At 62.0% G+C, this 23,919-nt stretch carries 18 protein-coding genes and 1 tRNA gene; 18 read left to right on the forward strand and 1 reads right to left on the reverse strand.

What is annotated here, in order from left to right; all coding sequences use genetic code 11:
* The first annotated feature begins 1 nt into the window (after window position 1).
* The 14 genes from BLS51_RS26115 to BLS51_RS26175 all read left to right on the forward strand — a co-directional run bounded on the left by BLS51_RS26115 (window position 2) and on the right by BLS51_RS26175 (window position 18,085).
* Window positions 2–271 (forward strand): hypothetical protein, encoded by a 270-nt coding sequence (locus BLS51_RS26115; protein ID WP_090191303.1) that lies wholly within the window; start codon window positions 2–4, stop codon window positions 269–271.
* Window positions 272–329: 58 nt separating this feature from the next.
* The gene (locus tag BLS51_RS29860; RefSeq protein ID WP_175472696.1) at window positions 330–479 is read left to right on the forward strand and encodes a hypothetical protein; all 150 of its coding nucleotides are present in this window, start codon (window positions 330–332) and stop codon (window positions 477–479) included.
* A gap of 61 nt (window positions 480–540) precedes the next feature.
* Complete coding sequence (locus tag BLS51_RS26120; protein WP_090191305.1) at window positions 541–1,299, forward strand: 3-hydroxyacyl-CoA dehydrogenase; 759 nt, start codon at window positions 541–543, stop codon at window positions 1,297–1,299.
* Between the two features lie 141 nt (window positions 1,300–1,440).
* Window positions 1,441–3,219: a gamma-glutamyltransferase gene (ggt, locus tag BLS51_RS26125; protein WP_090191308.1), complete on the forward strand. Its 1,779-nt coding sequence runs from the start codon at window positions 1,441–1,443 to the stop codon at window positions 3,217–3,219.
* 37 nt (window positions 3,220–3,256) lie between these two features.
* On the forward strand, window positions 3,257–4,432 hold the full coding sequence (locus tag BLS51_RS26130) for a patatin-like phospholipase family protein (RefSeq protein ID WP_090191310.1): 1,176 nt from the start codon (window positions 3,257–3,259) through the stop codon (window positions 4,430–4,432).
* A gap of 3 nt (window positions 4,433–4,435) precedes the next feature.
* Window positions 4,436–9,265, forward strand: a complete 4,830-nt coding sequence (locus BLS51_RS26135; RefSeq protein WP_090191312.1) for a two-component regulator propeller domain-containing protein — start codon at window positions 4,436–4,438, stop codon at window positions 9,263–9,265.
* An 80-nt stretch (window positions 9,266–9,345) separates the two neighbouring features.
* Window positions 9,346–10,059, forward strand: a complete 714-nt coding sequence (locus BLS51_RS26140) for a response regulator (RefSeq protein WP_090191315.1) — start codon at window positions 9,346–9,348, stop codon at window positions 10,057–10,059.
* Between the two features lie 82 nt (window positions 10,060–10,141).
* The gene (locus BLS51_RS26145) at window positions 10,142–11,737 is read left to right on the forward strand and encodes an AMP-binding protein (RefSeq protein ID WP_090191318.1); all 1,596 of its coding nucleotides are present in this window, start codon (window positions 10,142–10,144) and stop codon (window positions 11,735–11,737) included.
* A gap of 1 nt (window position 11,738) precedes the next feature.
* Window positions 11,739–14,063, forward strand: a complete 2,325-nt coding sequence (locus BLS51_RS26150) for a bifunctional salicylyl-CoA 5-hydroxylase/oxidoreductase (RefSeq protein ID WP_090191321.1) — start codon at window positions 11,739–11,741, stop codon at window positions 14,061–14,063.
* Window positions 14,053–14,535, forward strand: a complete 483-nt coding sequence (locus BLS51_RS26155) for a MarR family winged helix-turn-helix transcriptional regulator (protein WP_090191323.1) — start codon at window positions 14,053–14,055, stop codon at window positions 14,533–14,535. Before BLS51_RS26150 ends, BLS51_RS26155 begins: the two co-directional genes overlap by 11 nt.
* Window positions 14,532–15,386 carry an enoyl-CoA hydratase family protein gene (locus BLS51_RS26160; RefSeq protein WP_090191326.1) on the forward strand — a complete coding sequence of 285 codons (855 nt, stop codon included), beginning with the start codon at window positions 14,532–14,534 and terminating at the stop codon, window positions 15,384–15,386. The genes BLS51_RS26155 and BLS51_RS26160 overlap by 4 nt, the downstream gene beginning before the upstream one ends.
* Window positions 15,386–16,546, forward strand: a complete 1,161-nt coding sequence (locus tag BLS51_RS26165; protein ID WP_090191328.1) for an acyl-CoA dehydrogenase family protein — start codon at window positions 15,386–15,388, stop codon at window positions 16,544–16,546. The genes BLS51_RS26160 and BLS51_RS26165 overlap by 1 nt, the downstream gene beginning before the upstream one ends.
* Window position 16,547: 1 nt before the next feature.
* On the forward strand, window positions 16,548–16,943 hold the full coding sequence (locus tag BLS51_RS26170; protein ID WP_090191330.1) for a RidA family protein: 396 nt from the start codon (window positions 16,548–16,550) through the stop codon (window positions 16,941–16,943).
* Window positions 16,944–17,044: 101 nt separating this feature from the next.
* Window positions 17,045–18,085, forward strand: coding sequence for an acyltransferase family protein (locus tag BLS51_RS26175; protein WP_090191333.1), 1,041 nt, complete (start codon window positions 17,045–17,047; stop codon window positions 18,083–18,085).
* Window positions 18,086–18,092: 7 nt separating this feature from the next.
* Here the strand turns inward: BLS51_RS26175 and BLS51_RS26180 are convergent, their stop codons facing one another.
* Window positions 18,093–18,854 carry a hypothetical protein gene (locus BLS51_RS26180; RefSeq protein ID WP_090191336.1) on the reverse strand — a complete coding sequence of 254 codons (762 nt, stop codon included), beginning with the start codon at window positions 18,852–18,854 and terminating at the stop codon, window positions 18,093–18,095.
* Window positions 18,855–18,977: 123 nt separating this feature from the next.
* Here BLS51_RS26180 and BLS51_RS26185 point away from each other — a divergent pair.
* The 4 genes from BLS51_RS26185 to BLS51_RS26200 all read left to right on the forward strand — a co-directional run bounded on the left by BLS51_RS26185 (window position 18,978) and on the right by BLS51_RS26200 (window position 23,901).
* Window positions 18,978–19,052 (forward strand) — tRNA-Arg (locus tag BLS51_RS26185).
* A gap of 100 nt (window positions 19,053–19,152) precedes the next feature.
* Window positions 19,153–21,036 carry an ATP-binding cassette domain-containing protein gene (locus BLS51_RS26190; RefSeq protein WP_090191339.1) on the forward strand — a complete coding sequence of 628 codons (1,884 nt, stop codon included), beginning with the start codon at window positions 19,153–19,155 and terminating at the stop codon, window positions 21,034–21,036.
* A 253-nt stretch (window positions 21,037–21,289) separates the two neighbouring features.
* A complete protein-coding gene (epsL, locus tag BLS51_RS26195; protein WP_139168790.1) occupies window positions 21,290–22,504 on the forward strand; it encodes an XrtB/PEP-CTERM-associated polysaccharide biosynthesis outer membrane protein EpsL in 1,215 nt (404 codons plus the stop codon).
* Window positions 22,505–22,518: 14 nt separating this feature from the next.
* Window positions 22,519–23,901 carry an undecaprenyl-phosphate glucose phosphotransferase gene (locus BLS51_RS26200; RefSeq protein WP_090191343.1) on the forward strand — a complete coding sequence of 461 codons (1,383 nt, stop codon included), beginning with the start codon at window positions 22,519–22,521 and terminating at the stop codon, window positions 23,899–23,901.
* Window positions 23,902–23,919 lie beyond the last annotated feature (18 nt).

Raw genomic sequence — 23,919 nt, forward strand, 5'->3', positions numbered from 1 at the left:
GATGAGCAAAACCGGTCTGTGGCTGTGCACGGTTTATGTCTTGCTGACTGCCGCCTGTGTCATCTATGCCTTCAGCCTGGACGAGGCCAAAGGCCGCTACGTCTTTCTGCAACTGCCGGTTGCGCTTCAGGCAGCGCTGGCCGATGCGCTGGGGATGTCGGGGTGGCTGATCACAATGTCCTGGCCGATCGCCTATCTTGTGTTGGCCAGCCCGGTATTGCTCTTGCTCTACGGCGCTGGCATCCTGCGCGACTATCTTGGCAAGCACTGACTTGTAAAAAAACACCGCAGCACCATTTGCTTTCCCAATAACAATTCAAGGGGAAAACATGCTTGCTCCAAAAGCGCCACGCTCGGTCTATGACCATCGGCCAGTCGCCGTGCAGGTGGTAAAGCAGCAAAAAACCGGCGCGGTTGATAAACACGTGCTCATCGTCGAGGGAAAGAACAGCGAGCCGGCGCCGCCCAAGCCGAAATAGCCGGATTCTGCGCTACAATGCTGACGTTTACGTAAACGTCAAATAAGAACAGGAGACAGGCATGCAGATTCAGGATGGCGTATTTATCATTACCGGCGGCGCGTCGGGACTGGGCGCGGCGACTGCGCGGATGCTGGCGGGGCAGGGCGGCAAGGTGGTGCTGGCCGATGTGCAGGCGGACGCCGGCCAGGCGCTGGCCGCCGAGCTCAAGGGCGTGTTCGTCAAATGCGATGTGACCTCGGAGGCGGACGGCCAGGCGGTGGTGGCGGCCGCGCTGGCACAAGGCACGCTGCGCGGCATCGTCAATTGCGCCGGCATCGCGCCAGCCGCCAAGACGGTCGGCAAGGACGGCCCGCACGCGCTGGAACTGTTCCAGAAAGTGGTGATGATTAACCTGGTCGGCACCTTCAACATGGCCCGCCTGGCGGCTGAGGCGATGAGCAAGAATACGCCGCTGGCGACCGGCGAACGCGGCGTCATCATCAACACCGCTTCGGTGGCGGCCTTCGACGGCCAGATCGGCCAGACCGCCTACGCCTCGTCGAAAGCGGCGGTCGCCGGACTGACGTTGCCGATGGCGCGCGACCTGTCGCGCAACGGCATCCGCGTGATGACCATCGCGCCCGGCATCTTTGAAACGCCGATGTTGATGGGCATGCCGCAGGAAGTGCAGGACGCGCTGGGCGCCATGGTGCCATTCCCACCACGCCTCGGCAAGCCGGAGGAATATGCGCTGCTGGCTAAAGCCATCATCGAGAATCCGATGCTGAACGGTGAAACCATCCGCCTGGACGGCGCGATTCGCATGCAACCGAAGTAAGGGAGGTGGCGGCAGGAGAGCCTGACGCCACTCAAAATGCTTGGCCTGCTGCTGATCGGCGCCGGCGCCTTCGCCGTGGCGCGCTAAAACGGTTTACATGATTTCGTGTACGATGCCAGATGAATTTGTTTGGGAGAGTACATGAATCGTCTGAAGACACTGGCGCTAAGCGTCGCCATCATCGGCGCGTTGCAGGCGCCAGCTTATGCGCAACGCGCCACGCCGGACCACGCGCCGGAAATCGCCACCGGCTACGCGGAGAAGGCCGGCAAGTCCTCACAAAAATTCATGGTGGCCGCAGCCAATCCGCTGGCCACGCAAGCCGGTTACCAGATCCTCAAGCAGGGTGGTGCCGCGATTGATGCGGCGATCGCGGTGCAGATGGTGTTGACGCTGGTGGAGCCGCAATCGTCGGGCATCGGCGGCGGTTCCTTCCTGCTGTATTCCGACGGCAAGCGCGTGCAATCCTACGATGGCCGCGAAACCGCGCCCGCCGCTGCCGACGAACACCTGTTCCAGGATGCGAATGGCAAGCCGGTATCGCGCGAAGTCGGCGTGGTCGGTGGGCGTTCGACCGGCGCGCCTGGCGTGCTGCGGATGCTGGAACTGGCACATAAACAGCACGGCAAGCTGCCGTGGAAAACCCTGTTCCAGCCGGCGATCCAGCTGGCGCAGAACGGCTTTGCCGTCAGCCCGCGCCTGAACGCGCTGATCTCCTACGATAAATTCCTGGCGCGCGATCCGGTCGCCCGCGCCTACTTTTACGACGCCGACGGCAAGCCACGCCCGGTCGGCTATCTGCTGAAGAATCCTGAGCTGGCGCAGACGCTGCGCGAGATCGCCGATGGCGGCGCGGACGCTTTCTACAAAGGCCGCATCGCCAGGGACATCGCCGCCAAGGTGGCCTCGCATCCGACCAATCCCGGCAAGCTGACCGCCGCCGACATCGCCGGCTACCAGGCCAGGGAACGCGCGCCTATCTGCAGCGACTACAAGCAGTGGACCGTATGCGGCGCGCCGCCGCCATCGTCGGGCGGCATCGCCATCGCGCAGATGCTGGGCATCCTGGAGAACAAGGACATCAGCCCTTACAAGCCGGTCAACGGCCAGCTGACCGCAGAGGGCATCCATCTGTTCACTGAAGCGGGCCGGCTGGCTTACGCGGACCGCAACCGCTATGTCGCCGACACCGACTTCGTGCCGCTGCCCGGCAAGGGCGTCAGCGCCATGCTGGACAAGGGCTACCTGAAGCAGCGCGCGGCGCTGATCGGTGACAAGTCGATGGGACGCGCCAACTACGGCACGCCGGACACCATGCAGGTCGCCTGGGGCGCCGACACCGCGATCGACAAGCCATCGACTTCGCACCTGGTGGCGGTGGATGCTTTCGGCGGCGGCCTGTCGATGACCACCTCGGTGGAAGATGCGTTCGGCGCGCGCCAGATGGTCGACGGCTTCATGCTGAACAATCAGCTGACCGATTTCTCCTTCGACTCGCAGGATGACAACGGCCCGATCGCCAACCGCGTCCAGCCGGGCAAGCGCCCGCGCAGCGCCATGTCGCCGACGCTGGTGTTCGACAAGGCCACGCACAAGCTGGTACTGGCCACCGGCTCGCCGGGCGGCTCGGCCATCATCAACTACGTGGCCAAGGTGCTGGTCGGCACGCTGGACTGGGGCCTGGATGTGCAGCAGGCCATCAGCCTGCCGAATATCGGCAGCCGCAATGGTCCGACCGAGCTGGAAGCTGGGCGCATCAGCCGTGAGGTTGTCGCGGAGCTGAAGGCGCGCGGCCACGATATCCGCGAATATGACCAGAACTCCGGTTTGCAAGGCATACAGCGCCGCACCGTCAACGGCAGGCAGGAGTGGTTTGGCGGCGCCGATCCGCGCCGCGAGGGCGTGGTTTTGGGGGATTAAGCTCCCCAAATGGCGTAGACCCTGCTAATCTTGCAAGATGGGACTACAAAAGAAAACAGGCTTGATCCTGAGCGGGGGCGGCGCGCGCGCGGCCTATCAGGTCGGCGTGCTGCAGGCGATATCGGAGATCTTGTGGGAGGAGGGCTGGCCACCGGCCCGCAATCCTTTCGACATCATCTGCGGTACTTCCGCCGGCGCGATCAACGCCACGGCGCTGGCCTGCCGCGCCGATAACTTTGGCGAAGGTGTGCAAAAGCTGCTGGACGTCTGGCAGAACATCGAGGTGGAACAGGTCTACCGCGCCGATTCGCTGGGCGTGATCCGGTCCGGCGCGCGCTGGCTGTCGCTGTTGTCCTTCGGCTGGCTGCTGCGCAAATGGCGCGCGGCGCCGCCGGCGTCCCTGCTGGATAACACGCCGCTGGTCGGCCTGCTGCACCGTATGCTCGACCTGCCGCGGCTGGACAGCGTGCTGTCCGAAGGCCTGCTGCACGCGCTGGCCGTTACCGCCTCGTCTTACACCGGCGGCAATCACCTGACGTTTTACCAGACCGCCGCCGATATCGCGCCATGGGTGCGCATGCAGCGCGTAGCCCTGCAGGACCAGATCGGCGTCGAACACCTGTTGGCGTCATCGGCGATTCCCTTCATCTTCCCGGCGACGCCGCTGTACATGGGCGGCCACCGCGAATACTGCGGCGACGGTTCGATGCGCCAGCTGGCGCCGATCTCGCCGGCCATCCACCTTGGCGCCAGCAAGGTGCTGGTGGTGGGCGCAGGACGCCTGACCGAGCCGGCCCGCAGCGCCGCCGAAAAGAACGCTGCCCGCTATCCCAGCCTGGCACAGATCGCCGGCCATGCGCTGTCGTCGATCTTCCTCGATGGCCTGGCGGTGGATATCGAGCGGCTGGAACGCATCAACAAAACCTTGTCCATGCTGCCGCCGGAACTGCTGGAGAAAACTCCGCTGAAGCCGGTGCAGCTACTGGTGATCGCACCGTCCGAACGGCTGGACGATATCGCGACACGTCACATCGCCAGCCTGCCGGCGCCGATCCGCACCATGTTGTCCGGCATCGGCGCGACCGAGGCGCGCGGCGCCGCGCTGGCTTCCTACCTGCTGTTTGAATCCACCTACACCTGCGAGTTGATACGCCTCGGCCAGCGCGACACCTTTGCGCGCAAGAGCGACGTGCTGGCCTTCTTTGAATCCTGATGCATGTGCTGTTTTAAAGTCCTTCGCCACCTGCTGCTGTTGGCCCTGTTGCTGTGGGAGGCCACGGCCAGCGCCGGCGCGCCGCCGCGCACGCTGCGCTTCGAGCAGCTCAGCGTGGAGCATGGACTGGCGCAGGAGACCGTGCTGGCCATCGCGCAGGACAAGCAGGGCTTCATCTGGCTGGGCACGCAGGCCGGCCTGACGCGGTTTGACGGCTACCGTACCATCGTCTACAAGAGCGCGGTCTCCGATCCGCGCAGCCTGGTGGACAACTGGGTGCGCGTGCTGCACCTCGATCCCTCCGGCCAGCTATGGGTGGGTACCGATGGCGGCCTGGATCGCTACGACTCCGTCACCAAGACCTTCACCCATTTCCTGCCGCGCGAGTCGGCGCAGCGCGGCAACGGCAACCGCCATGTGCGCGCGATCACCGATGATGGGCTGGGCGGCCTGTGGGTGGCCACCGCCGATGGCCTGCATCACTTCGATCCGGCCAGCAAGCGCTTCACCAGCTGGCACCACGATCCCGCCGATGCGGGAAGCCTGGTCAGCGACCATGTGAATGCGCTGGCGCGCGATGCCAGCGGCCGTTTGTGGGTGGGCACGGCCGCCGGCCTGGACATGCTGCCGCCTGGCGGTGCGCGCTTCCAGCATTATGCTGTCGACGCCAGCGGCGACAGCAAATTCAATTCGGTGGTGGCGTTGCAGGTGGATGGTGCGCAGACGCTGTGGGTCGGTACGCAGGGCGGGCTGGAACAATGGGGCCTGCTGGGCGACGAACCGCAACGGCGCCGCCTGGGCGCGCAGCAAGGCTTGCAACCTGGCGTCAGCATCACGTCCCTGTACGAGGACGCGGAAGCCAATCTGTGGGCCGGCTCGCTGGCGGACGGCTTGTTCCGCTGGCTGTCGTCGGAAGGACGGATGGTGCCATACCGCCACCAGGTCAGTGACACGCACAGCGTGGCGGACAACCAGATCTCGGCGCTGTTCCGCGACCGCGTCGGCACCTTCTGGGTCGGCACCTGGAACGATGGCGTCAGCCGCGTCGACATGGGCAGTGGCGGCTTCGCCCGGATCGTGCGCCAGGCCGACCAGCCGAACGCGCTGTCGGACAACAAGGTGCGCGCCATCGTTGCCGATGGCCGAGGCAAGCTGTGGCTGGGCAGCAGCGGCGGCTTGAACCTGTACGACCCGGTCAGCGGCGCCAGCAAGGTGTGGCGCCACGATCCGCGCCTGGCCAACAGCATCAATGACGACCAGGTGACCTCGCTGTGGCGCGAAAAGAACGGCAACCTGTGGATCGGCGGACCGGCCGGCGTCAATCACCTGAACCTGGCCAGCGGTGCGATACGCTCGCTGTCGTTTGTGCGCGGCGATCCGGCCAGTGACACGATCCGCAATATCGTGCAGGACCGCAGCGGCATCTTGTGGGTGGCTTCGCGCGGCGGCCTGCACCGCGTTGACCCTCAGACGCTGGAGACGCGCACCTTCCGCCATGATCCCGCCGACATCGGCAGCCTGTCCGACAATGTGGTGCGGCCGATACTGGAAGACCGCAAGGGACAGCTTTGGATCGGTACATTCAATGGGCTGGATCTGCTGGACCGCAAGACTGGCAAGTTCCGCCACTTCCGCCGCGATGCCGCCGATCCCTACAGCCTCAGTCACGATGAGGTGCACTACCTGTACGAAGACGCGCGCGGCACCATCTGGGTCGGCACGGCGGCCGGCCTGAACAAGATGGAAGTCGCGGCCGATGGCAATGTGCGCTTCCGCCGTTACCTGCGCAAGGACGGCATCGCCGATGACGCCATCGCCTCCATCCTGCCGGATGACGCTGGCAATCTGTGGGTGAGCACCAATAGCGGCTTGTCGCGGCTGAATATCGATACGGGCCTGGTACGCAACTACAGCGGCGCCGACGGCACCATCGAAGGCGCCTACTTCGACGGCTCCGCGTTGCGCACGCCGGACGGCACGCTGTACTTCGGCGGCTTTAACGGCATCACCGCCTTCTTGCCGGGCGACGTGCGCGAGAACAGCGTGGCGCCGATGGTAGCGATCACCGATTTCCAGATCTTTAACAAGTCGCTCAAGCCGGGGCAGGGCGACCATCCGGACGTATTGAAAACCTCGATCGAGCACACGGGTGCCCTGACGCTGCTGGAGGCCGATTCGGTATTCTCGCTGGAGTTCGCGGCCTTGCACTATGCAGCGCCACAGCGCAACCGCTTCGCCTACCAGTTGCAGGGCTTCGATGAAGACTGGGTGGTCACCGATTCCACCAAGCGCTTCGCCACCTACACCAACCTGGACGCGGGCAAGTACGTGTTCCGCGTGAAGGCGGCCAACAAGGACGGCATCTGGAACGACAATGCGGCCACGCTGGAAATCACCATCCTGCCGCCGTTCTGGAAGACCTGGTGGTTCCGCACGCTGCTAGGCCTGCTGGCGCTGGGCGGTGTGTATGCCGCCTACCACGCGCGCGTGCGCAGCCTGCGGCACCAGCAATTGCGGCTGGAGCAGCTGGTCGGCTCGCGCACGGCGGAAGTCGAATACAAGAACCAGCAACTGCAACAGCAAAAGCATGAGCTGGAGCGGCGTCGTCTGGAAGCGGAGGCGCAGCGCGCCGAAGCGGAACAGCGCCGCCTCGATACCGAGCGGCAGAAGGAGGAAGTGGAGCAGGCCCACCGCAATATCTCCGTGCTGAGTGAGCTGGGTCGCGAGATGAGCGCGTCGCTGAACGTGGAAACCACCATGCAGACGCTGTACCGCCATGTCAACCACCTGATGAACGCGCAGATTTTCGGCATCGGCTTTGTGCACCAAAAAGATGGCGTGATCGATTTCCCGTTCGCGATTGAATCCGGCGTGCGCTCCTTGCCCTACCAGCGCCGGCTGGACCAGCCGAACCAGCTGGCGGTGTGGTGCCTGACGCATCGCAAGCCTATCCTGATCAACGACTTCCAGAAAGAGTATCGCGATTACATGGACGATTCCGGCCTGGACTCGCTGATCCCATGCGCGCGCGAAGACGGCGTGATGCCGGCGCCGGCGCAGTCGATGATGTACGCGCCGCTGATTGCCGGCGACAAGGTGGTCGGCCTGCTCAGCGTGCATAGCCGCGACAAGAACAGCTACCAGCGCATTCACATGGACATGCTGCAAACGCTGGCTTCCCACGCCGCCGCCGGCCTGGAAAACGCGCGCGCGTATCAGGAGCTGGAAGAGACGCTGCAAACGCTGCGGCAGACACGCGACCAGCTGCGCTACGCGAAGAAAAAAGCCGAAGACGCCACCCGCCAGAAATCCGAATTCCTGGCCAATATGAGCCACGAGATGCGCACGCCGCTGGCCGGGGTGATCGGCATGCTGGGCTTCGCGCTGCGCGATCTGCAGGTTGCGGCCGGCACGCGTGAACAGATCCTGCGCGCGCAAGCCAATGCGCAGTCGCTGCTGTCCATCATCAACGACCTGCTGGACTTCTCCAAGATCGAGGCGGGCAAGCTGTCGATCGAAAATATCGATTTCGCGCTGTCGTCGGCGGTGGAGAATGTGGTCAGCCTGTTCGAAGAGCAGGCCGCAGCGCATAGCGTGGGCTTTGCGCTGGAGTTCGGCGACGGCCTGCCGCAGTTCGTGGTGGGCGACCCTACGCGCCTGCGCCAGGTGCTGGTCAACCTGGTGGGCAACGCCTTCAAGTTCACTCAACAGGGTACGGTAACGATGCGGGTTGAGCGCGTGCCGGATGAGGATGCCGAAAACCGCATCCGCTTCAGCGTGTCGGACACCGGCATCGGCATCGAGGCCGATGCGATTCCGCGCCTGTTCCAGCAATTCGAACAGGCGGACGCCTCGACCACGCGGCGTTATGGCGGCACAGGCCTGGGACTGGCGATCTGCCGCCAGCTGGTGGAATTGATGGGCGGTGAAATCAGCGCGGTCAGCACGCCGGGCAAAGGCAGCACCTTCCTGTTTGAACTGCCGCTGCCGAACGGCGTGCCGCCACCGGTGGTGCCGCATGTGCCGCGCGAGCCGCACAGCCATCAGCTCAAGGTGTTGTGCGCCGAGGACTTCCCGACCAACCAGATCATCATCCGCATGATGCTGGAAGATCTGGGTCACAAGGTCGATATCGCGGCCAATGGTGCGCTGGCGGTCAAGGCCTGTTCGCTGACGCGCTATGACCTGATCCTGATGGACGGCCGCATGCCGGAAATGGATGGCGCCAGCGCCACGCGCCTGATCCGCTCCGGTGGCCCGGAAGAGGCGCCGGTGCGCGACCAGGAGCTGATGATTATCGCGCTGACCGCCAACGCCAGCGAAGAAGACCGCAGCCGCTACCTGGCCTCCGGCATGGATGACTTCCTCACCAAACCGATCGACGAGGACAAGCTGCACTTCCAGTTAAGTCGCGCGATTGAACGTCAGTTGCAAAGGGGTTTCCAGCTGCCGCGCATGCAGCCGCGACGCAATCCGGCAAGCGGCACGCCGGAGCTGGATTCGATGTTCGGCGTGGCGCCAGCGGCGCTGGAGACTTCGCGCCTGGCACAGCATAGCGGCGCCAGCGATCTGAAAGCCCGCCTGCGCAGCGCCTTCAATCAGGACGCGCCCTTGCGCCTGCTGGAACTGGAGCAGGCCCTGGCCACGCGCGACCGCGAAGCGGCCAGCCGCCTGCTGCATGGCATGAAGGGCAGCGCTGGCTATCTGGAAGAGCAGGAGTTGCAGGCGCTGTGCGGCGACCTGGAGCTGGAGGCCGACCATGGCAACTGGACGCAGGTCGAGACCGCCATGGCGCAGTTGCGCCGCCTGCTGGCGGCAACTGGCACGCAGTAAGGTATCTTTATCTTGTGCGGAGCATTGCAAGTGGCTGTTATTGATGTAATATCATCACAACACGCGACACAGGGAGCCACATGAAAGTTCTGGTAGTGGACGATGATGTCGTCTCACGCATGGTGCTGATGCACCTCATCGATAGCTGCGGCAGTTTTGAAATCGTCGAAGCGGAAGATGGTGCCGACGCCTGGGAGCAACTGGAAGCCGGCTTGCGGCCGGGCATCTGCTTTTGCGACCTGCGCATGCCGCGCCTGTCCGGCATGGAACTGCTGCAGCGTGTGAAGGCTCACGCGGAAATTAACAGTATCCCGTTTGTGCTGGTGACTTCCGCCAACGACAAGGACACCGTGCAGGAAGCCACCAAGGCTGGCGCCGCAGGCTACATCGTCAAGCCGTTCCAGGCGGAGCAGGTGCGCGTGCATCTGGCGGGCTTTCTCGACCAGGCAGCCAGCGGCTACGACCACCATGCTGAAGCGCCAGCCGATACGCAACGCCGGCTCGGCATCAATGGCGAGCGCCTGCTGGTCTACCTGAGCGGCTTTCAGAACCAGCTGACCGCTGCCGCCACCGATCTCGAATCTCTGCTGACCAAGGGCGAGCAACAGGATGCACAGGTGCGCATCGACCGCCTGCATGCGGGCTGCGTCACGCTGGGCCTGCACGGCGCGGCCGCCGCGTTGAAGAGCTTCGCGCCAGGTCGCCTGTCCAACGATGCGGTGCAGGCAGTGGTTGGCGACGTCATTCGTGCCGTGATACACCAGGCTGGCCTGGTGCGCCAGGCAGCCAGCTAAGAAGCACTTGATGTTGAGATAGTTTAAGTTTAAAGTATCCACGCTGCCGTGGATACCTGCAACTTCCAACTTCAAGGCGAACATGAACCAAGCTCTCACAACCAGCGCCTACACCGACCATTTCGCCCGCACGCATTTGCCGCCGCGCGAACTGTGGCCGGACCTGCGTTTCGACCTCCCCGAACTTCAGTACCCGCCACGCCTCAACTGCGTCGCCACGCTGCTGGACGAGTGTCCGCTGGAACGTGTGGCGGTGCGTGGCGCGCTGGGTGAGTGGACCTATGCGCAATTGCTGCAGCAGGTGAACCGCATTGCCCACGTACTGCGCGGGCCGATGAAGCTGGAGCCGGGCAACCGCGTGCTGCTGCGCGGCGCCAACAGCCCGATGATGGCGGCCTGCATCCTGGCGGTGATGAAGGCCGGGCTGATCGCCGTGCCGACCATGCCGCTGCTGCGCGCACGCGAGCTGGGCGCCATCGCCAACAAGGCGCAGGTCAACGCCGTGCTGTGTGCGGACAATCTGCGCGATGACATGGCTGCGGCGGAGCAGCCAGCGGCGGCACGCGCCAACACGCTCTGGTTCAGCGAGCTGGAAGCGCTGCTGCCGGCGCAGTCGGCGGAATTCGATGCGCTCGATACGGCGGCCGACGACGTTTGCCTGATCAGCTTCACATCGGGCACCACTGGTATCCCCAAGGGCACCATGCACTTCCACCGCGACGTGATGGTGATCTGCGATTGCTTCCCGCGCTCGGTGCTGCACACGCAGCGTAACGACATCTTCATCGGCACGCCGCCGCTGGCGTTCACCTTCGGTCTTGGCGGCCTGCTGCTGTTCCCGCTGCGCGTGGGCGCGGCGACGGTGCTGCTGGAAAAGCTGACACCTGAAACGCTGTTGAAAGCCATCGAGACGCACCACGCAACCATCTGCTTTACCGCGCCCACGTCGTATCGCCAGATGGCAGCGCTGGCGCCGCAGTTCGACCTTTCCAGCCTGAAGAAAACCGTGTCGGCCGGCGAAGCGCTGCCGCCAGCCACGCGCGAAAGCTGGCGCCAGGCCACTGGCTTGCAAATGATCGACGGCATAGGTGCGACCGAGCTGCTGCACATTTTTATTTCCGCTTCCGGCGACCAGGTCCGCGCTGGCGCTACCGGCAAGCCGGTGCCAGGCTACCAGGCCTGCATCCTGGACTTCCAGGGCAAGCCGGTCGGCCCTGGTGTGATCGGCCGGCTGGCGGTAAAAGGCCCGACCGGCTGCCGCTACCTGGCCGATGAACGCCAGCGCGATTATGTGCTGAATGGCTGGAACCTGACCGGCGATGCATACGAGATGGATGCCGACGGCTATTTCTACTACCGCTCACGCACCGACGACATGATTATTTCTGCCGGCTACAACATCGCCGGGCCGGAGGTGGAAGATGTACTGTTGCGCCATCCGGCGGTGGCGGAATGCGGCGTGATCGGCAAACCGGACGAGGAGCGTGGCCAGATCGTTGAGGCGCACGTGGTGCTGCGCGCGGGCCATATGGCGTCGCCGGAGCTGACGGCGCAATTGCAGTCATTTGTGAAAGAGCAGATGGCACCGTACAAATATCCGCGCTCGATCAAATTCCTCAACGCCTTGCCGCGCACCGAAACCGGCAAGCTGCAACGTTTCAAACTGCGTAGCGAATGACATGAAGATACTGTGCATAGGCGGTGGCCCGGCGGGCCTGTATTTCGCGCTATTGATGAAGAAGCAGAACCCATCTCACCAGATCACGGTGGTGGAGCGCAACCGTCCCTACGATACCTTCGGCTGGGGCGTGGTGTTTTCCGACCAGACGCTGGGCAACCTGATGGAAGCGGATGTGCCGACCGCACAGGCGATCGAAGCGTCTTTCAATCATTGGGACAATATCGACGTCTTCTTCAAAGGCAGCAAGTTGACTTCTGGCGGCCATGGTTTCTGCGGCATCGGCCGCAAGCATCTGCTCAACATCTTGCAGCACCGCTGCGAAGAACTGGGCGTGCAACTGGTGTTTGAAACGGATGTCAGCGATGAGCAGCAGTACGATGCCGATCTGGTGATTGCCTCGGATGGCCTCAACAGCCGCCTGCGCACGCGCCATGCGGACAGCTTCCAGCCGCAGATCGAGCAGCGCCATTGCCGCTTCGTGTGGCTGGGAACGCGCAAGAAATTCGATGCATTCACCTTCGCTTTCAAACAAACGGAGCATGGATGGTTCCAGGCGCACATCTACCAGTACGACGCCGACACCTCCACCTTCATCGTTGAAACGCCGGAACATGTATGGCGCGCGGCCGGGCTGGAGTCGATGAGCCAGGAAGAGTCGATCACTTTCTGCGAGCGCCTGTTTGCCGACCAACTGGATGGCCATGCGCTGATGTCCAACGCGGCGCATTTGCGCGGCTCGGCAATGTGGATCAAGTTCCCGCGCATCGTTTGCGCGAACTGGGTGCATTGGAATGGCGACGTGCCGGTGGTGCTGATGGGCGATGCCGCGCACACCGCGCATTACTCGATTGGTTCCGGTACCAAGCTGGCGCTGGAAGACGCCATCGAGCTGGCGCGTTGCTTTGGCGCGCAGCCCACCATGGCGGCTGCGCTGGCCAAGTATGCTGCGTTGCGTTCGGTCGAAGTGCTCAAGCTGCAAAACGCTGCGCGCAATTCGATGGAGTGGTTTGAAAACGTCGAACGCTACTCCGCCATGGAGGCGCCGCAATTCGCGTATTCGATGCTCACGCGCAGCCAGCGTCTGTCGCACGAAAACCTGCGCTTGCGCGATCCCGCCTATGTCAGCGATTACGAACGATGGCTGGCGCAGCGCGCCGCCGAACAGGCAGGCGTGCCGCCGGCCGCCGTCGCGTCGCCGTCAATCAGCGCCAAGCCGTCGTCGGCCGCCGCGCCGCCGATGTTCACGCCGTACAAGGTGCGTGGCCTCACGCTGAAAAACCGCATTGTGGTGTCGCCCATGGCGCAATACAGCGCGGTCGATGGCGCAGTCGGCGACTACCACCTAGCCCACCTTGGCGCGCGCGCATTGGGCGGCGCCGCGCTGCTCATGGCCGAAATGACCTGCGTGTCCGCCGTCGCGCGCATCACGCCGTTTTGCCCGGGCCTGTACGCACCGGAGCACACCGTGGCCTGGAAGCGCATCGTCGATTTCGTTCACCAGCACAGCGATGCGGCGATCGGCGTACAACTCGGCCACGCCGGCGCCAAAGGCTCCACGCGCGCCATGTGGGACGGCATTGATCAACCGCTGGACAAGGATAACTGGCCGCTGGTCTCAGCCTCCGCGCAGCAGTACCTGCCGGGCGTGTCGCAGACCGCACGCGCGATGACGGCGGCGGAGATGGATAAGGTGCAAGCCGATTTCGTGCATGCCACGCTGGCCGCCAACGATGCCGGCTTTGACTGGCTGGAGCTGCACTGCGCACACGGCTATTTGCTGTCGTCCTTCATCTCGCCGCTGACCAACCAGCGCGATGACGAATATGGCGGCAGCCTGGAAAATCGCTGCCGCTATCCGCTGCGGGTGTTCGCCGCGATGCGCGCCGCGTGGCCATCGCACAAGCCGATGAGCGTACGTATCTCCGCGCATGACTGGGTGGAAGGCGGCATCACGCCGGACGATGCGGTGCAGATCGCGCGCCTGTTCAAGACCGCAGGCGCCGACATGATCGACTGCTCATCGGGGCAGGTCAGCAAGCAAGAGAAGCCGGTCTATGGCCGCATGTTCCAGACACCGTTTGCCGACCGCATCCGCAACGAAGCCGGCATCGGTGCGATTGCGGTCGGTTCGATTTACGAGGCGGATCATGCCAACAGCATCATCGCCGCCGGCCGCGCCGACCTGTGCGCGGTAGGCCGCCCGCACCTGGCGAATGCGGCATGGACCCTGGCGGAAGCGGCACGCATCGGCTACAAGGCTGTGGCATGGCCTAAACAATACCTGGCAGGTAAACAACAATTGGAAAGAAATCATGGAAGATGAAGAACAGCTGGACCTGGCCAGCCGCCTGACGCAGGACCATCACCAGTCGCTCAAGCTGTGGCTGCGGATGTTGTCCTGCACCGTCAAGATCGAAAACGAAATCCGCAGCCGCCTGCGCGCTACCTTCGGCATTACGCTGCCGCGCTTCGACCTGATGGCGCAACTTGAGCGCTACCCGCAGGGGCTGCGCATGGGGGAACTGTCCAAGCGTATGATGGTCACCGGCGGTAACATCACCGGCATCACCGATCAGCTGGAGCAGGAGAAGCTGGTGGTGCGCGTGCCCGATCCGAAGGACGGCCGCGCCTACAGCGTGAAGCTGACGGCGGCCGGCCGCAAAGCCTTTGCCACCATGGCGGCGGTCCATGAAAGCTGGCTCGCCGAGCTGTTGCAGGATGTCTCCGGCGAGGACAAGGCGCAGCTGATCGAACTGCTGTCCGACATGAAGCAAAAGCTGAGGACCGAGTCATGAAATACCTTCCCGGCGAACCGCAACAACTGCCCGGCAACCGCGCCGCACTGGCCGGCTACCAGGCCAGCCACTTCCTGTTTGACGTCAGCGGCGGCGTGGCGACGCTGACGCTGAACCGTCCCGAGCGCAAGAATCCGCTGACGTTTGAATCCTATGCCGAGTTGCGCGACCTGTTCCGCGCACTGGCGTATGCAGACGACGTCAAGGCGGTGGTGCTGACCGGCGCCGGCGAGAACTTCTGCTCCGGAGGTGACGTGCATGACATCATCGGCCCTTTGACCAGGCTGGATATGCCCGGCATGCTGGCCTTCACGCGCATGACGGGCGACCTGGTGAAAGCCATGCGCCACTGCCCGCAGCCGATCATCGCGGCGGTGGATGGCGTGTGCGCCGGCGCTGGCGCCATTCTCGCGCTGGCGTCGGACATCCGCCTAGGCACGGCGCGCAGCAAGACCGCCTTCCTGTTCACCCGCGTGGGCCTGGCTGGCGCCGACATGGGCGCGTGCTCGCTGCTGCCGCGGGTAATCGGGCAGGGCCGTGCCGCCGAGCTGCTGTACACCGGACGTTCGATGTCCGGCACTGAAGCCGAGCGCTGGGGATACTTCAATAGCGTGCAGGAACCGGAAGCGCTGCTGGATGCCGCGCGCGTTTTCGCACAGGGGCTGGCCGATGGTCCAACCTTCGCGCACGGCATGACCAAGAAAATGCTGCAGCAGGAATGGAATATGGGCGTCGACGAAGCCATCGAGGCGGAGGCGCAGGCGCAGGCGATCTGCATGGCGACCAACGACTTCCATCGCGCGTATCACGCCTTCGTGGCCAAGCAAAAACCGCAATTTGAAGGTGACTAATGAGCGACAAGAATTACCTGGCGTGGCCATTCTTTGAAGCTCGCCACGCTGTGCTGGAACAGGCGCTGGACGCATGGGCCGCACAGCATGTGGCGGGCGCGCACGAGGAAGATGTGGACGCGGCCTGCCGTCATCTGGTGCGCCAGTTGGGCGAAGGCGGCTGGCTGCGCCACGCCATCGGCGGCAAGGCGCATGGCGGCGCTGGCGACAGCATCGACACGCGTACCATATGCCTGATCCGCGAAACGCTGGCGCGCCACAACGGGCTGGCCGATTTCGCCTTTGCCATGCAGGGCTTGGGCTCAGGTGCCATCAGCCTGTTTGGCAGCGAGGCCAATCGCGCCGATTACCTGCCGCGCGTGGCGCGTGGGGAGGCGATTGCGGCGTTTGCCTTGTCGGAGCCGCAGGCCGGTTCGGACGTCGCCGCCATGCAGTGCGCGGCGGTGCAGGATGGCGATCACTATGTGCTCAACGGCGAGAAGACCTGGATTTCGAATGGCGGCATCGCCGATTTTTATGTGGTGTTTGCACGCACCGGCGAACAGCCTGGCGCGCGCGGCATCAGCGCCTTCATCGTCGATGCCGATGCGCCGGGGCTGACGATCGCGGAGCGCATCAATGTCATTGCACCGCATCCGCTGGCGCGCCTGCGCTTCAGCGATTGCCGCATCCCTTCCAGCAAGCGGCTGGGCGAAGCGGGGCAGGGCTTCAAGGTGGCGATGGCCACGCTGGACGTGTTCCGCACCTCGGTGGCGGCAGCGGCGCTGGGCTTCGCCCGCCGCGCGCTGGATGAGGCGCTGGCGCGTGCTACGCAGCGGCAGATGTTCGGCCAGGTGCTGGCCGACTTCCAGCTGACGCAGGCGAAACTGGCCGAGATGGCCACCGGCATCGACACCTCCGCATTGCTGACCTACCGCGCCGCGTGGCAGCGCGACCAGGGCGGCAAGGTGACCAAGGAAGCGGCGATGGCCAAGCTGCACGCCACTGAAACCGCGCAGCAGGTGATCGACGCCGCGCTGCAGATGTTCGGCGGCCTCGGTGTGGTCAGCGGCCAGGTGGTGGAAAGCCTGTACCGCGAGATCCGCGCGCTGCGCATCTACGAAGGCGCGACCGAAGTGCAGCAACTGATCATCGCACGCGAACTGCTGAAGGAGATCTGAGATGGAGATATTGCAACCACCAGGCTGGGCGCGTCCGCGTGGCTACTCGAACGGCGTGGCGGCCAATGGCCGCATGGTGTTCGTCAGCGGCATGATCGGCTGGGATGGCGACGGCGTCTTCCACACCGATGATTTCGCAGGCCAGGTGCGGCAGGCGCTGCTGAACATCGTCGCTGTGCTGGCCGAGGCCAACGCGAAGCCGGAACACATCGTGCGCATGACCTGGTACGTGGTGGACAAAAACGAATACGTGGCCGCCTACAAGGCCATTGGCGCCGCCTACCGCGACATCATCGGCGCCCACTATCCGGCCATGACGGCGGTGCAGGTGGCCGCGCTGGTCGAAGACCGCGCGCGGGTGGAGATCGAAGTGACAGCAGTAGCGCCGTCCTCCTAGGACGATTCTATTGCGGAATGGTAAAAAATGCAATAAAATAGAGGGGATGACAACGCGAATTCTATCGGAAGTTGCTTTTTTTTCTCAAATTTCAAGGCAAAATGAAGAAATATCACGGTATTCAAATACTTCGGTTTATAGCCGCGTCTTTGGTCGTTGCTGAACACCTGCTTCTTAATGTTGTGACACAATGGGCAAATGCAGCGCATTACGTAGTTCCTCCGTTAGGGAAAATTGGTGTCATTGTTTTCTTCGGCATCAGTGGTTTTATCATGGTTACCACCCAGTACGAGACTTTCGGCAGCGCTGCGAGGGCGGCAGATTTCTTCTGGCGCCGGATTTTGCGCATCCTGCCTATTTATGCGCTGGCGACCACGATGCAGTTCATTAATAAGCGTAACTTTGGCGGCGATTATAGTTTTGTAAATTACATCAAATCACTGCTGTTTATACCGTATGTGGGCGCAGGCAAGTTGTATCAGCCTATCCTGGCCCAGGGCTGGACGCTTAATCTGGAAATGTTCTTTTATTTCGTATTTGCACTGTCATTGATTCTGCCTCGGGTCCGGGGCTTGACGTTATGCGTGCTTGTGTTCGTTGGGCTCGCTGCGCTGCAGGGTACGGCCGCTGATATGGGCATGCTGGCGTTTTATGCCAATCACATCCTATTGTTCTTCGTCTGCGGCATGCTGGTAGGACTGGCCTGCAAGCACTTTGAACGGGATACCAGCTCGATGGCGTTGCCTGTCGTCGCCTGGGCACTCTTACTGCCTGCCGCAATATGGGTCAATCTGTACAGCGAAGAAGGATTGAGGTTGGTATTTAATGTGGTAATGGTGTTGGCCTGCGTGTGGACAGCGGCGAGCTTCCAGTCTGCGCGGCCAGGAAAGTGGACCATGCTGTTGGAACGCTTGGGCGACGCTTCTTACAGCACCTATTTGTTTCATGGTTTTATGCTGGGCGCGATCAAATTTCTGTCTAATAAAGTGGCCGAAGGCCAGACATTGAAGATGATATTGATGGCCTTGTTCGCCGTGGTTCTCGGAAATCTGTTGGGATTGTTGATGTTCACCTTCGTGGAGCGCCCGATTGCCAGGATAGTCAAATCATGGACGAGCAAACCAAGGGTAGTACCCGCCTGAAACGCCGTCAATTGCCGGGCATGCCGCTGTAGAGATTGATGGTGCGCAGCGCGCCGGCGCGGGACATCTGCTGGTACAGCGTCGGTAGCGGCACCCACGTCAGCAAATCGTCGAATTCGCCGCCGGGCTTAGCCGGGTCGGATTGCGCTGCATAGGCATAAAACAGGTGGGTTGTATTATTATTGTCGAGTTCGTCGGAATTCGATAGCGATGCGTTGGCCATGGCAATTCCGAGTCTGCTGATGCCCAAGTTGTTTTTGCCATTGGAAAAAATGACTGCCGGCGTGCATGGCATCGCCAGCGTACAAGCCGCGCCACCGACCTTGTAGCTGAGTAGGCCATTTGCATCTCGGCCCAGCACCTGCTTGGTAGGGATGCTAGTGGATGCATTCAGATTGACGGTTGTGAAAGCCGGCGTCACGCTGTAGTGCAGCAGTTTGCCCCAGCTGTCGGCTCCGCTGATGCCGAGCGTTACCCATGGCAGGAAGCCTGTGCACTCGGTCTCGCTTTGGCACGGCGTGGGGGCTTCGCGTCCATCCAGCGCTGAAATGGCAGGGCGTGGTAGCCTACCGTAGCGTACCGCATAGCCTATCAGCGCTTCGCGCGCCTCGGTCAGGCTGTGCAGGGTCCGGCGGCGCTTTTCTTGATCGCTGCTGCTGCGGCCGAAGGCGCCCATGACCAGCAAGCCCGTACCCAGCATTACTAGCGTGAGCAACAACAATAAGGCGGCACCCTGTTGGTGACGGCGTCGCAGAATGGGATGAGTCATGGTTGAAGGGTGGCACAGTGGAGGGCGTGCGTGCGATGCTAGCCTATCTGCTGGCAGAAATCCATCCGTATAGCGTTCAACTCTTTGCCCGGGCTGGCCGTACGCTATATAATGCCGCCGTGTGTCGCCATGGTTCAATGGATAGAACAATTTCCTCCTAAGAAATAGATACAGGTTCGATTCCTGTTGGCGATACCATTCTCTCTGCTGCACCGCAGCGCCTGACGGTACAATGTTGGTCTTATCCATTCATTTGCGGTCCGGGCTAGTCTGGCCGAAGCCGCGCAGCTCATTCATTATGGCAGTCATTTCACTTTCTTCGGCGCAGCTGGCGTTTGGCCACGTCGCGCTTCTCGATCACGCTGAATTTTCCCTCGAAACCGGTGAACGCGTGGGCATCATCGGCCGCAACGGCACCGGCAAATCGTCGCTGCTGAAAATTCTGTCCGGCCGCTTCAAGCTGGACGATGGCTTGCTGGTCATGCAGCAAAACCTGCACATCGTCTATGTTGAACAGGAGCCTGTGTTTGATCCGGCGATGAGCGTGCACGATTCGGTGGCTGCCGGCCTGGGTGAGCTGCCAGCGCTGCTCAAGGAGTACGAGCAGCTGACCGGCCAGTTTGGCCAGGGCGACGATGATGCCGTCATGGCGCGCATGCATGATATTCAGGTGCAGCTGGATGCGGCCGATGCCTGGAATGTATCGAACAAGGTTGAAACCGTGCTGGATAAACTGAACCTTCCGGGTGACCTGCTGATGCGTGAGCTGTCGGGCGGGATGCAAAAGCGCGTGGCGCTGGCGCGCGCGCTGGTATCGGCACCGGACGTGCTGCTGCTGGATGAGCCGACCAATCATCTGGATTTCACCTCGATTCAATGGCTGGAAGGATTGTTGCGCGACTTTAAGGGCAGTGTGTTGTTTATTACCCACGACCGCTCCTTCCTCGACAATGTCGCTACCCGCATTATCGAGCTTGATCGTGGCCGTCTGCTGTCCTTCCCCGGCAACTTCAGTACCTACCAGGCGCGCAAGGCCGAGTTGCTGGAGAACGAGGAAGTGGAGAACGCCAAGTTCGACAAAGTGCTGGCCCAGGAGGAAATCTGGATACGCAAGGGTGTCAAGGCGCGCCGGGTCCGTGATGAGGGGCGCGTACGCAGGCTGGAAGCATTGCGCCTGCAACGCGCGGCGCGGCGCGACCAACAGGGGCAGGTCAAGCTGGAAGTGTCGGCTGGCGAACGCTCGGGCAAAATCGTCGCCGAGCTGGAGAATATCAGCAAGGTGTATGGCGAGCGCAGCATCATCAGCAACTTTACCGGCACCATCCTGCGCGGCGACAAGGTTGGCCTGATCGGGGCGAACGGCGCCGGCAAGACCACCTTGCTGAAGATTATCCTGGGAGAACTGGCACCGGACAGCGGCGAGGCCAAACTGGGCACCAAGCTGCAGGTCGCGTACTTCGACCAGATGCGCACCCAGCTCAACGAGGAAGCCAGCCTGGTGGACACCATCTCGCCCGGCAGCGACTGGGTCGAAGTCAACGGCCAGCGCAAGCACTCGATGAGCTATCTGAACGACTTCCTGTTCTCGCCGGAGCGTGCCCGTTCGCCGGTCAAATCCCTGTCCGGCGGCGAGCGCAATCGCCTGTTGCTGGCACGCCTGTTTGCCAAACCGGCCAATTGCCTGGTGCTCGATGAACCGACCAACGATCTGGACATTGAAACCCTGGAGTTGCTGGAGGAATTATTGGAGAGCTACCCTGGCACGGTGTTTTTGGTCAGCCACGACCGCACCTTCCTGGACAACGTGGTGACACAGGTGATTGTGGCGGAAGGTGATGGGCAGTGGCGTGAATTCGTTGGTGGCTACAGTGACTGGGAGCGGGTGCGCACGGTGGCAGCGCCGGTGAAGGCCAGCCCCAAGCCTGCCGCAGTGGTCGCGCCGGCGGCGGCGCCAGCCGCCAAGCAGAAAAAACTCAGCTTCAAAGAGCAGCGTGAACTGGAGGAGTTGCCTCAGCGGATCAGTTTGCTGGAGGATGAGCAAAGCGCGTTGACGCTGCAATTATCCGATCCCGACTTCTATAAGAAGACGCCGGCCGAGGCCAAGCGTCTGCACGCGCGGGTTGCGGAGATTGAAGTCGAGCTGCTGGTGGCGCTAGAGCGATGGGAGATGCTGGGCGGGTAGGGTTGGTCGCACGATTGACAGTCGTTGGCGCGGATGCTGCAATGCAGTATCATGGTGTAAATTTCAATACTATTATGGATTTGTTACAGCGGGTGTCAGCGGATATTTGCTCAGGCAGGCGTTGCGTTTTTCCTTCCGTTATCCAAATGTGCATGATTTTTGTTGTTGCAGTGATATTATTCAGCCCAGAATTGACCGTTGCTGGCGACCTTGGAATTTTTCCGGGTGCCTACCGAAAGATCGAATATAAATAATGTTAAATTATTTTCAAAAAAACAAGGGCAGAAGCGCTGGCAGCAGCGCGCGGACCGGGGTGGCGGCGTTGGGGGTATTGTTAGCGGTGCCTGCGCACGCAGCGTTGAGTGACACTTTTACCCCCTTCGTCGGTGTTGGTTATTCATATGACGACAATTTACTGCGGCTGAGTGACGCAGTGGCGCGCACCGGCGTGCCGATGTCCGATCATTCGCGGCAGATGGTTGCCGGGGTCGGCTTCGAGCGGCCGGTCGGCCGCCAGACCTTCGAGGGTTTGGCAAAGGTGACGAAAGTTAGCTTCGACCGTTTCAGTCAGCTCGACTACAACGCCAAGGAAGCATCGGCTACGTGGAACTGGCAGCTTGGCAATCACGTCCAGGGACGGCTGGGTGGCGACTTCTCCGAGACGTTGGTGCCGTTTAACGATTTCCACAGCGCCGAGCGTAATCTGCGCGTGCAGCGCGGGGAATTTGTCGAGGCCAAGTGGAGCTTCCACCCGGAGTGGCAAGTCCGCGGCGGTTTCAAGCATAACGAATTCGAATATGACCTGCTGTCTCAGCGCTATCTCAATCGTGACGTCGACGGCACCGAGCTGGGCCTGGATTATCTGACTCATCGCGGCAGTACCATCGGCCTGCAACTGAACCATACACGGGCTCGCTACAATGACAGGACGGTGCGTGCGCTTGAGGATTACACGCAGGACAGTGTGCGCCTGAAGGTCTACTGGAAAGTCGGTGATGTGACCGATGTGCAGTTGCTGGTCGGCCGCGCTAAGCGCCACCACGATCTCGCATCGGGCAACGATTCCAGCGGGTTTAATGGCAACTTGCTGGCGCACTGGTCGCCTTTATCAACGCTGACCTTGGTGGGAGCCTTGGCCAAGGAGTTCGAACCGTTTGAAGGCGACTTTGTCAGCTATAGCCTGAACAAGAGGGCAACGCTGAGTGCGATCTGGTCGCCGGCTGTCAAAGTGCGTATCGAGGCAAGATACCAGACGACGCGGCGGGAGTTGCAAGGTCCGATCCGGGTGGTCTTGCCGCAGAATGCAGAGGATTCGACCCGTGTCGGTTCGATCAATGTGAATTACCAGATCAGGACGAATATCAGTCTGGGCGCTTCGATCAACCGGGATGTGCGTTCGTCGAATACGGCGTTCAGCCCTGATTATCGATCCAAAGGTGCTTCCATCAACGCCAATGTGCAGTTCTAGGTCCCGTGAATACTATGATGGTCAATAACGTTCCCGTAATTTTCTTTTTTGAGCGGCTGCTCGATCCGGTCATTGTCATGGGTATGCTGTACCTGTGCCCGATGCTGTTTGGCGTGCCGTTCACCGGCTACTACTTGGTGTTGATGGTGTTGGTGTATTTTGTTTCGTCGGCGGTGTACCAGTTGATCGATCCTTACCGGACTTGGCGCAGCGGCCGTCTGTTGCCATATGCGCGTGACCTGCTACTTGGCTGGGCCGTGACGGTTGCGATCTTGGTGCTGCTGGGGCAGCTCAGCGGCTTGGCGCGCTATTATGACCCGCACAGCATGCTAGCCTGGTTCATCGTCACGCCGGTCCTGCTGCTGACGGCGCACTTGGCCGGTCGCGTTATACAGCGCCGGCGTAACTACCCGAGCGAGGTGCGCTCCGCCGTGATCGTTGGCGCAAATGATGTCGGCTTGCGCTTTGCCCGCGCGGTTGAAAACAATGCCGGCCTGTTCATGAGTGTGGCTGGTTTCTTCGATGACCGCGCCGCCGATCGTCATCCCGAGAGTCTGGCACATCCGGTGCTGGGTACGATGGGCGATATTGCGCAGTATGTGCGTGAGCACCAGATCAAGGCCATCTATATCAGCCAGCCGATCTCGGCGCAGCCGCGCATCCGTAAGCTGCTCGACGAACTGCAAGACACCACCGCCTCCGTCTACTTCCTGCCGGATATCTATGTCTTCGACCTGATGCAGGCGCGCTTTGACAACGTCGGCGGTATGCCAGTCATCGCCATCTGCGAAACCCCGTTCACTGGCCTGAACTACATGCTGAAGCGGCTCAGCGACATCGTGCTGGCCACTGTCATCCAGATTCTGCTGACGCCGATTATGCTGGTGATTGCTGCTGCTGTGAAACTGACGTCGCCGGGGCCGATTATCTTCCGCCAGCGCCGTTACGGCTTGTACGGCGAAGAAATCATTGTCTATAAGTTCCGTTCGATGACGGTGGCCGAAGACGGGGCCAAGGTGGTCCAGGCGACCCGTAACGATCAGCGCGTGACGCGGATAGGGGGCTTCCTGCGTCGCAGTTCGCTTGATGAGTTGCCGCAGTTTATTAACGTTCTGCAAGGACGGATGAGCATCGTCGGCCCGCGTCCGCACGCGGTCACGCACAATGAACAGTATCGCAAGCTGATCAAGGGCTATATGCTGCGCCACAAGGTCAAGCCCGGAATAACCGGCTGGGCGCAGGTGAACGGCTTGCGCGGCGAGACCGAAACGCTGGACAAGATGGAGGCGCGTATCAGCTATGACCTTGATTACCTGCGTCATTGGTCGCTGGCGCTGGATTTGTGGATTATCGTACGTACGATTCATGTTGTGCTGAAACGTGAAAATGCGCACTAGGCAGCAACGGTGCGCCAC

Source organism: Duganella sp. OV510 (assembly GCF_900100205.1).
Lineage (GTDB): Bacteria > Pseudomonadota > Gammaproteobacteria > Burkholderiales > Burkholderiaceae_D > Rugamonas.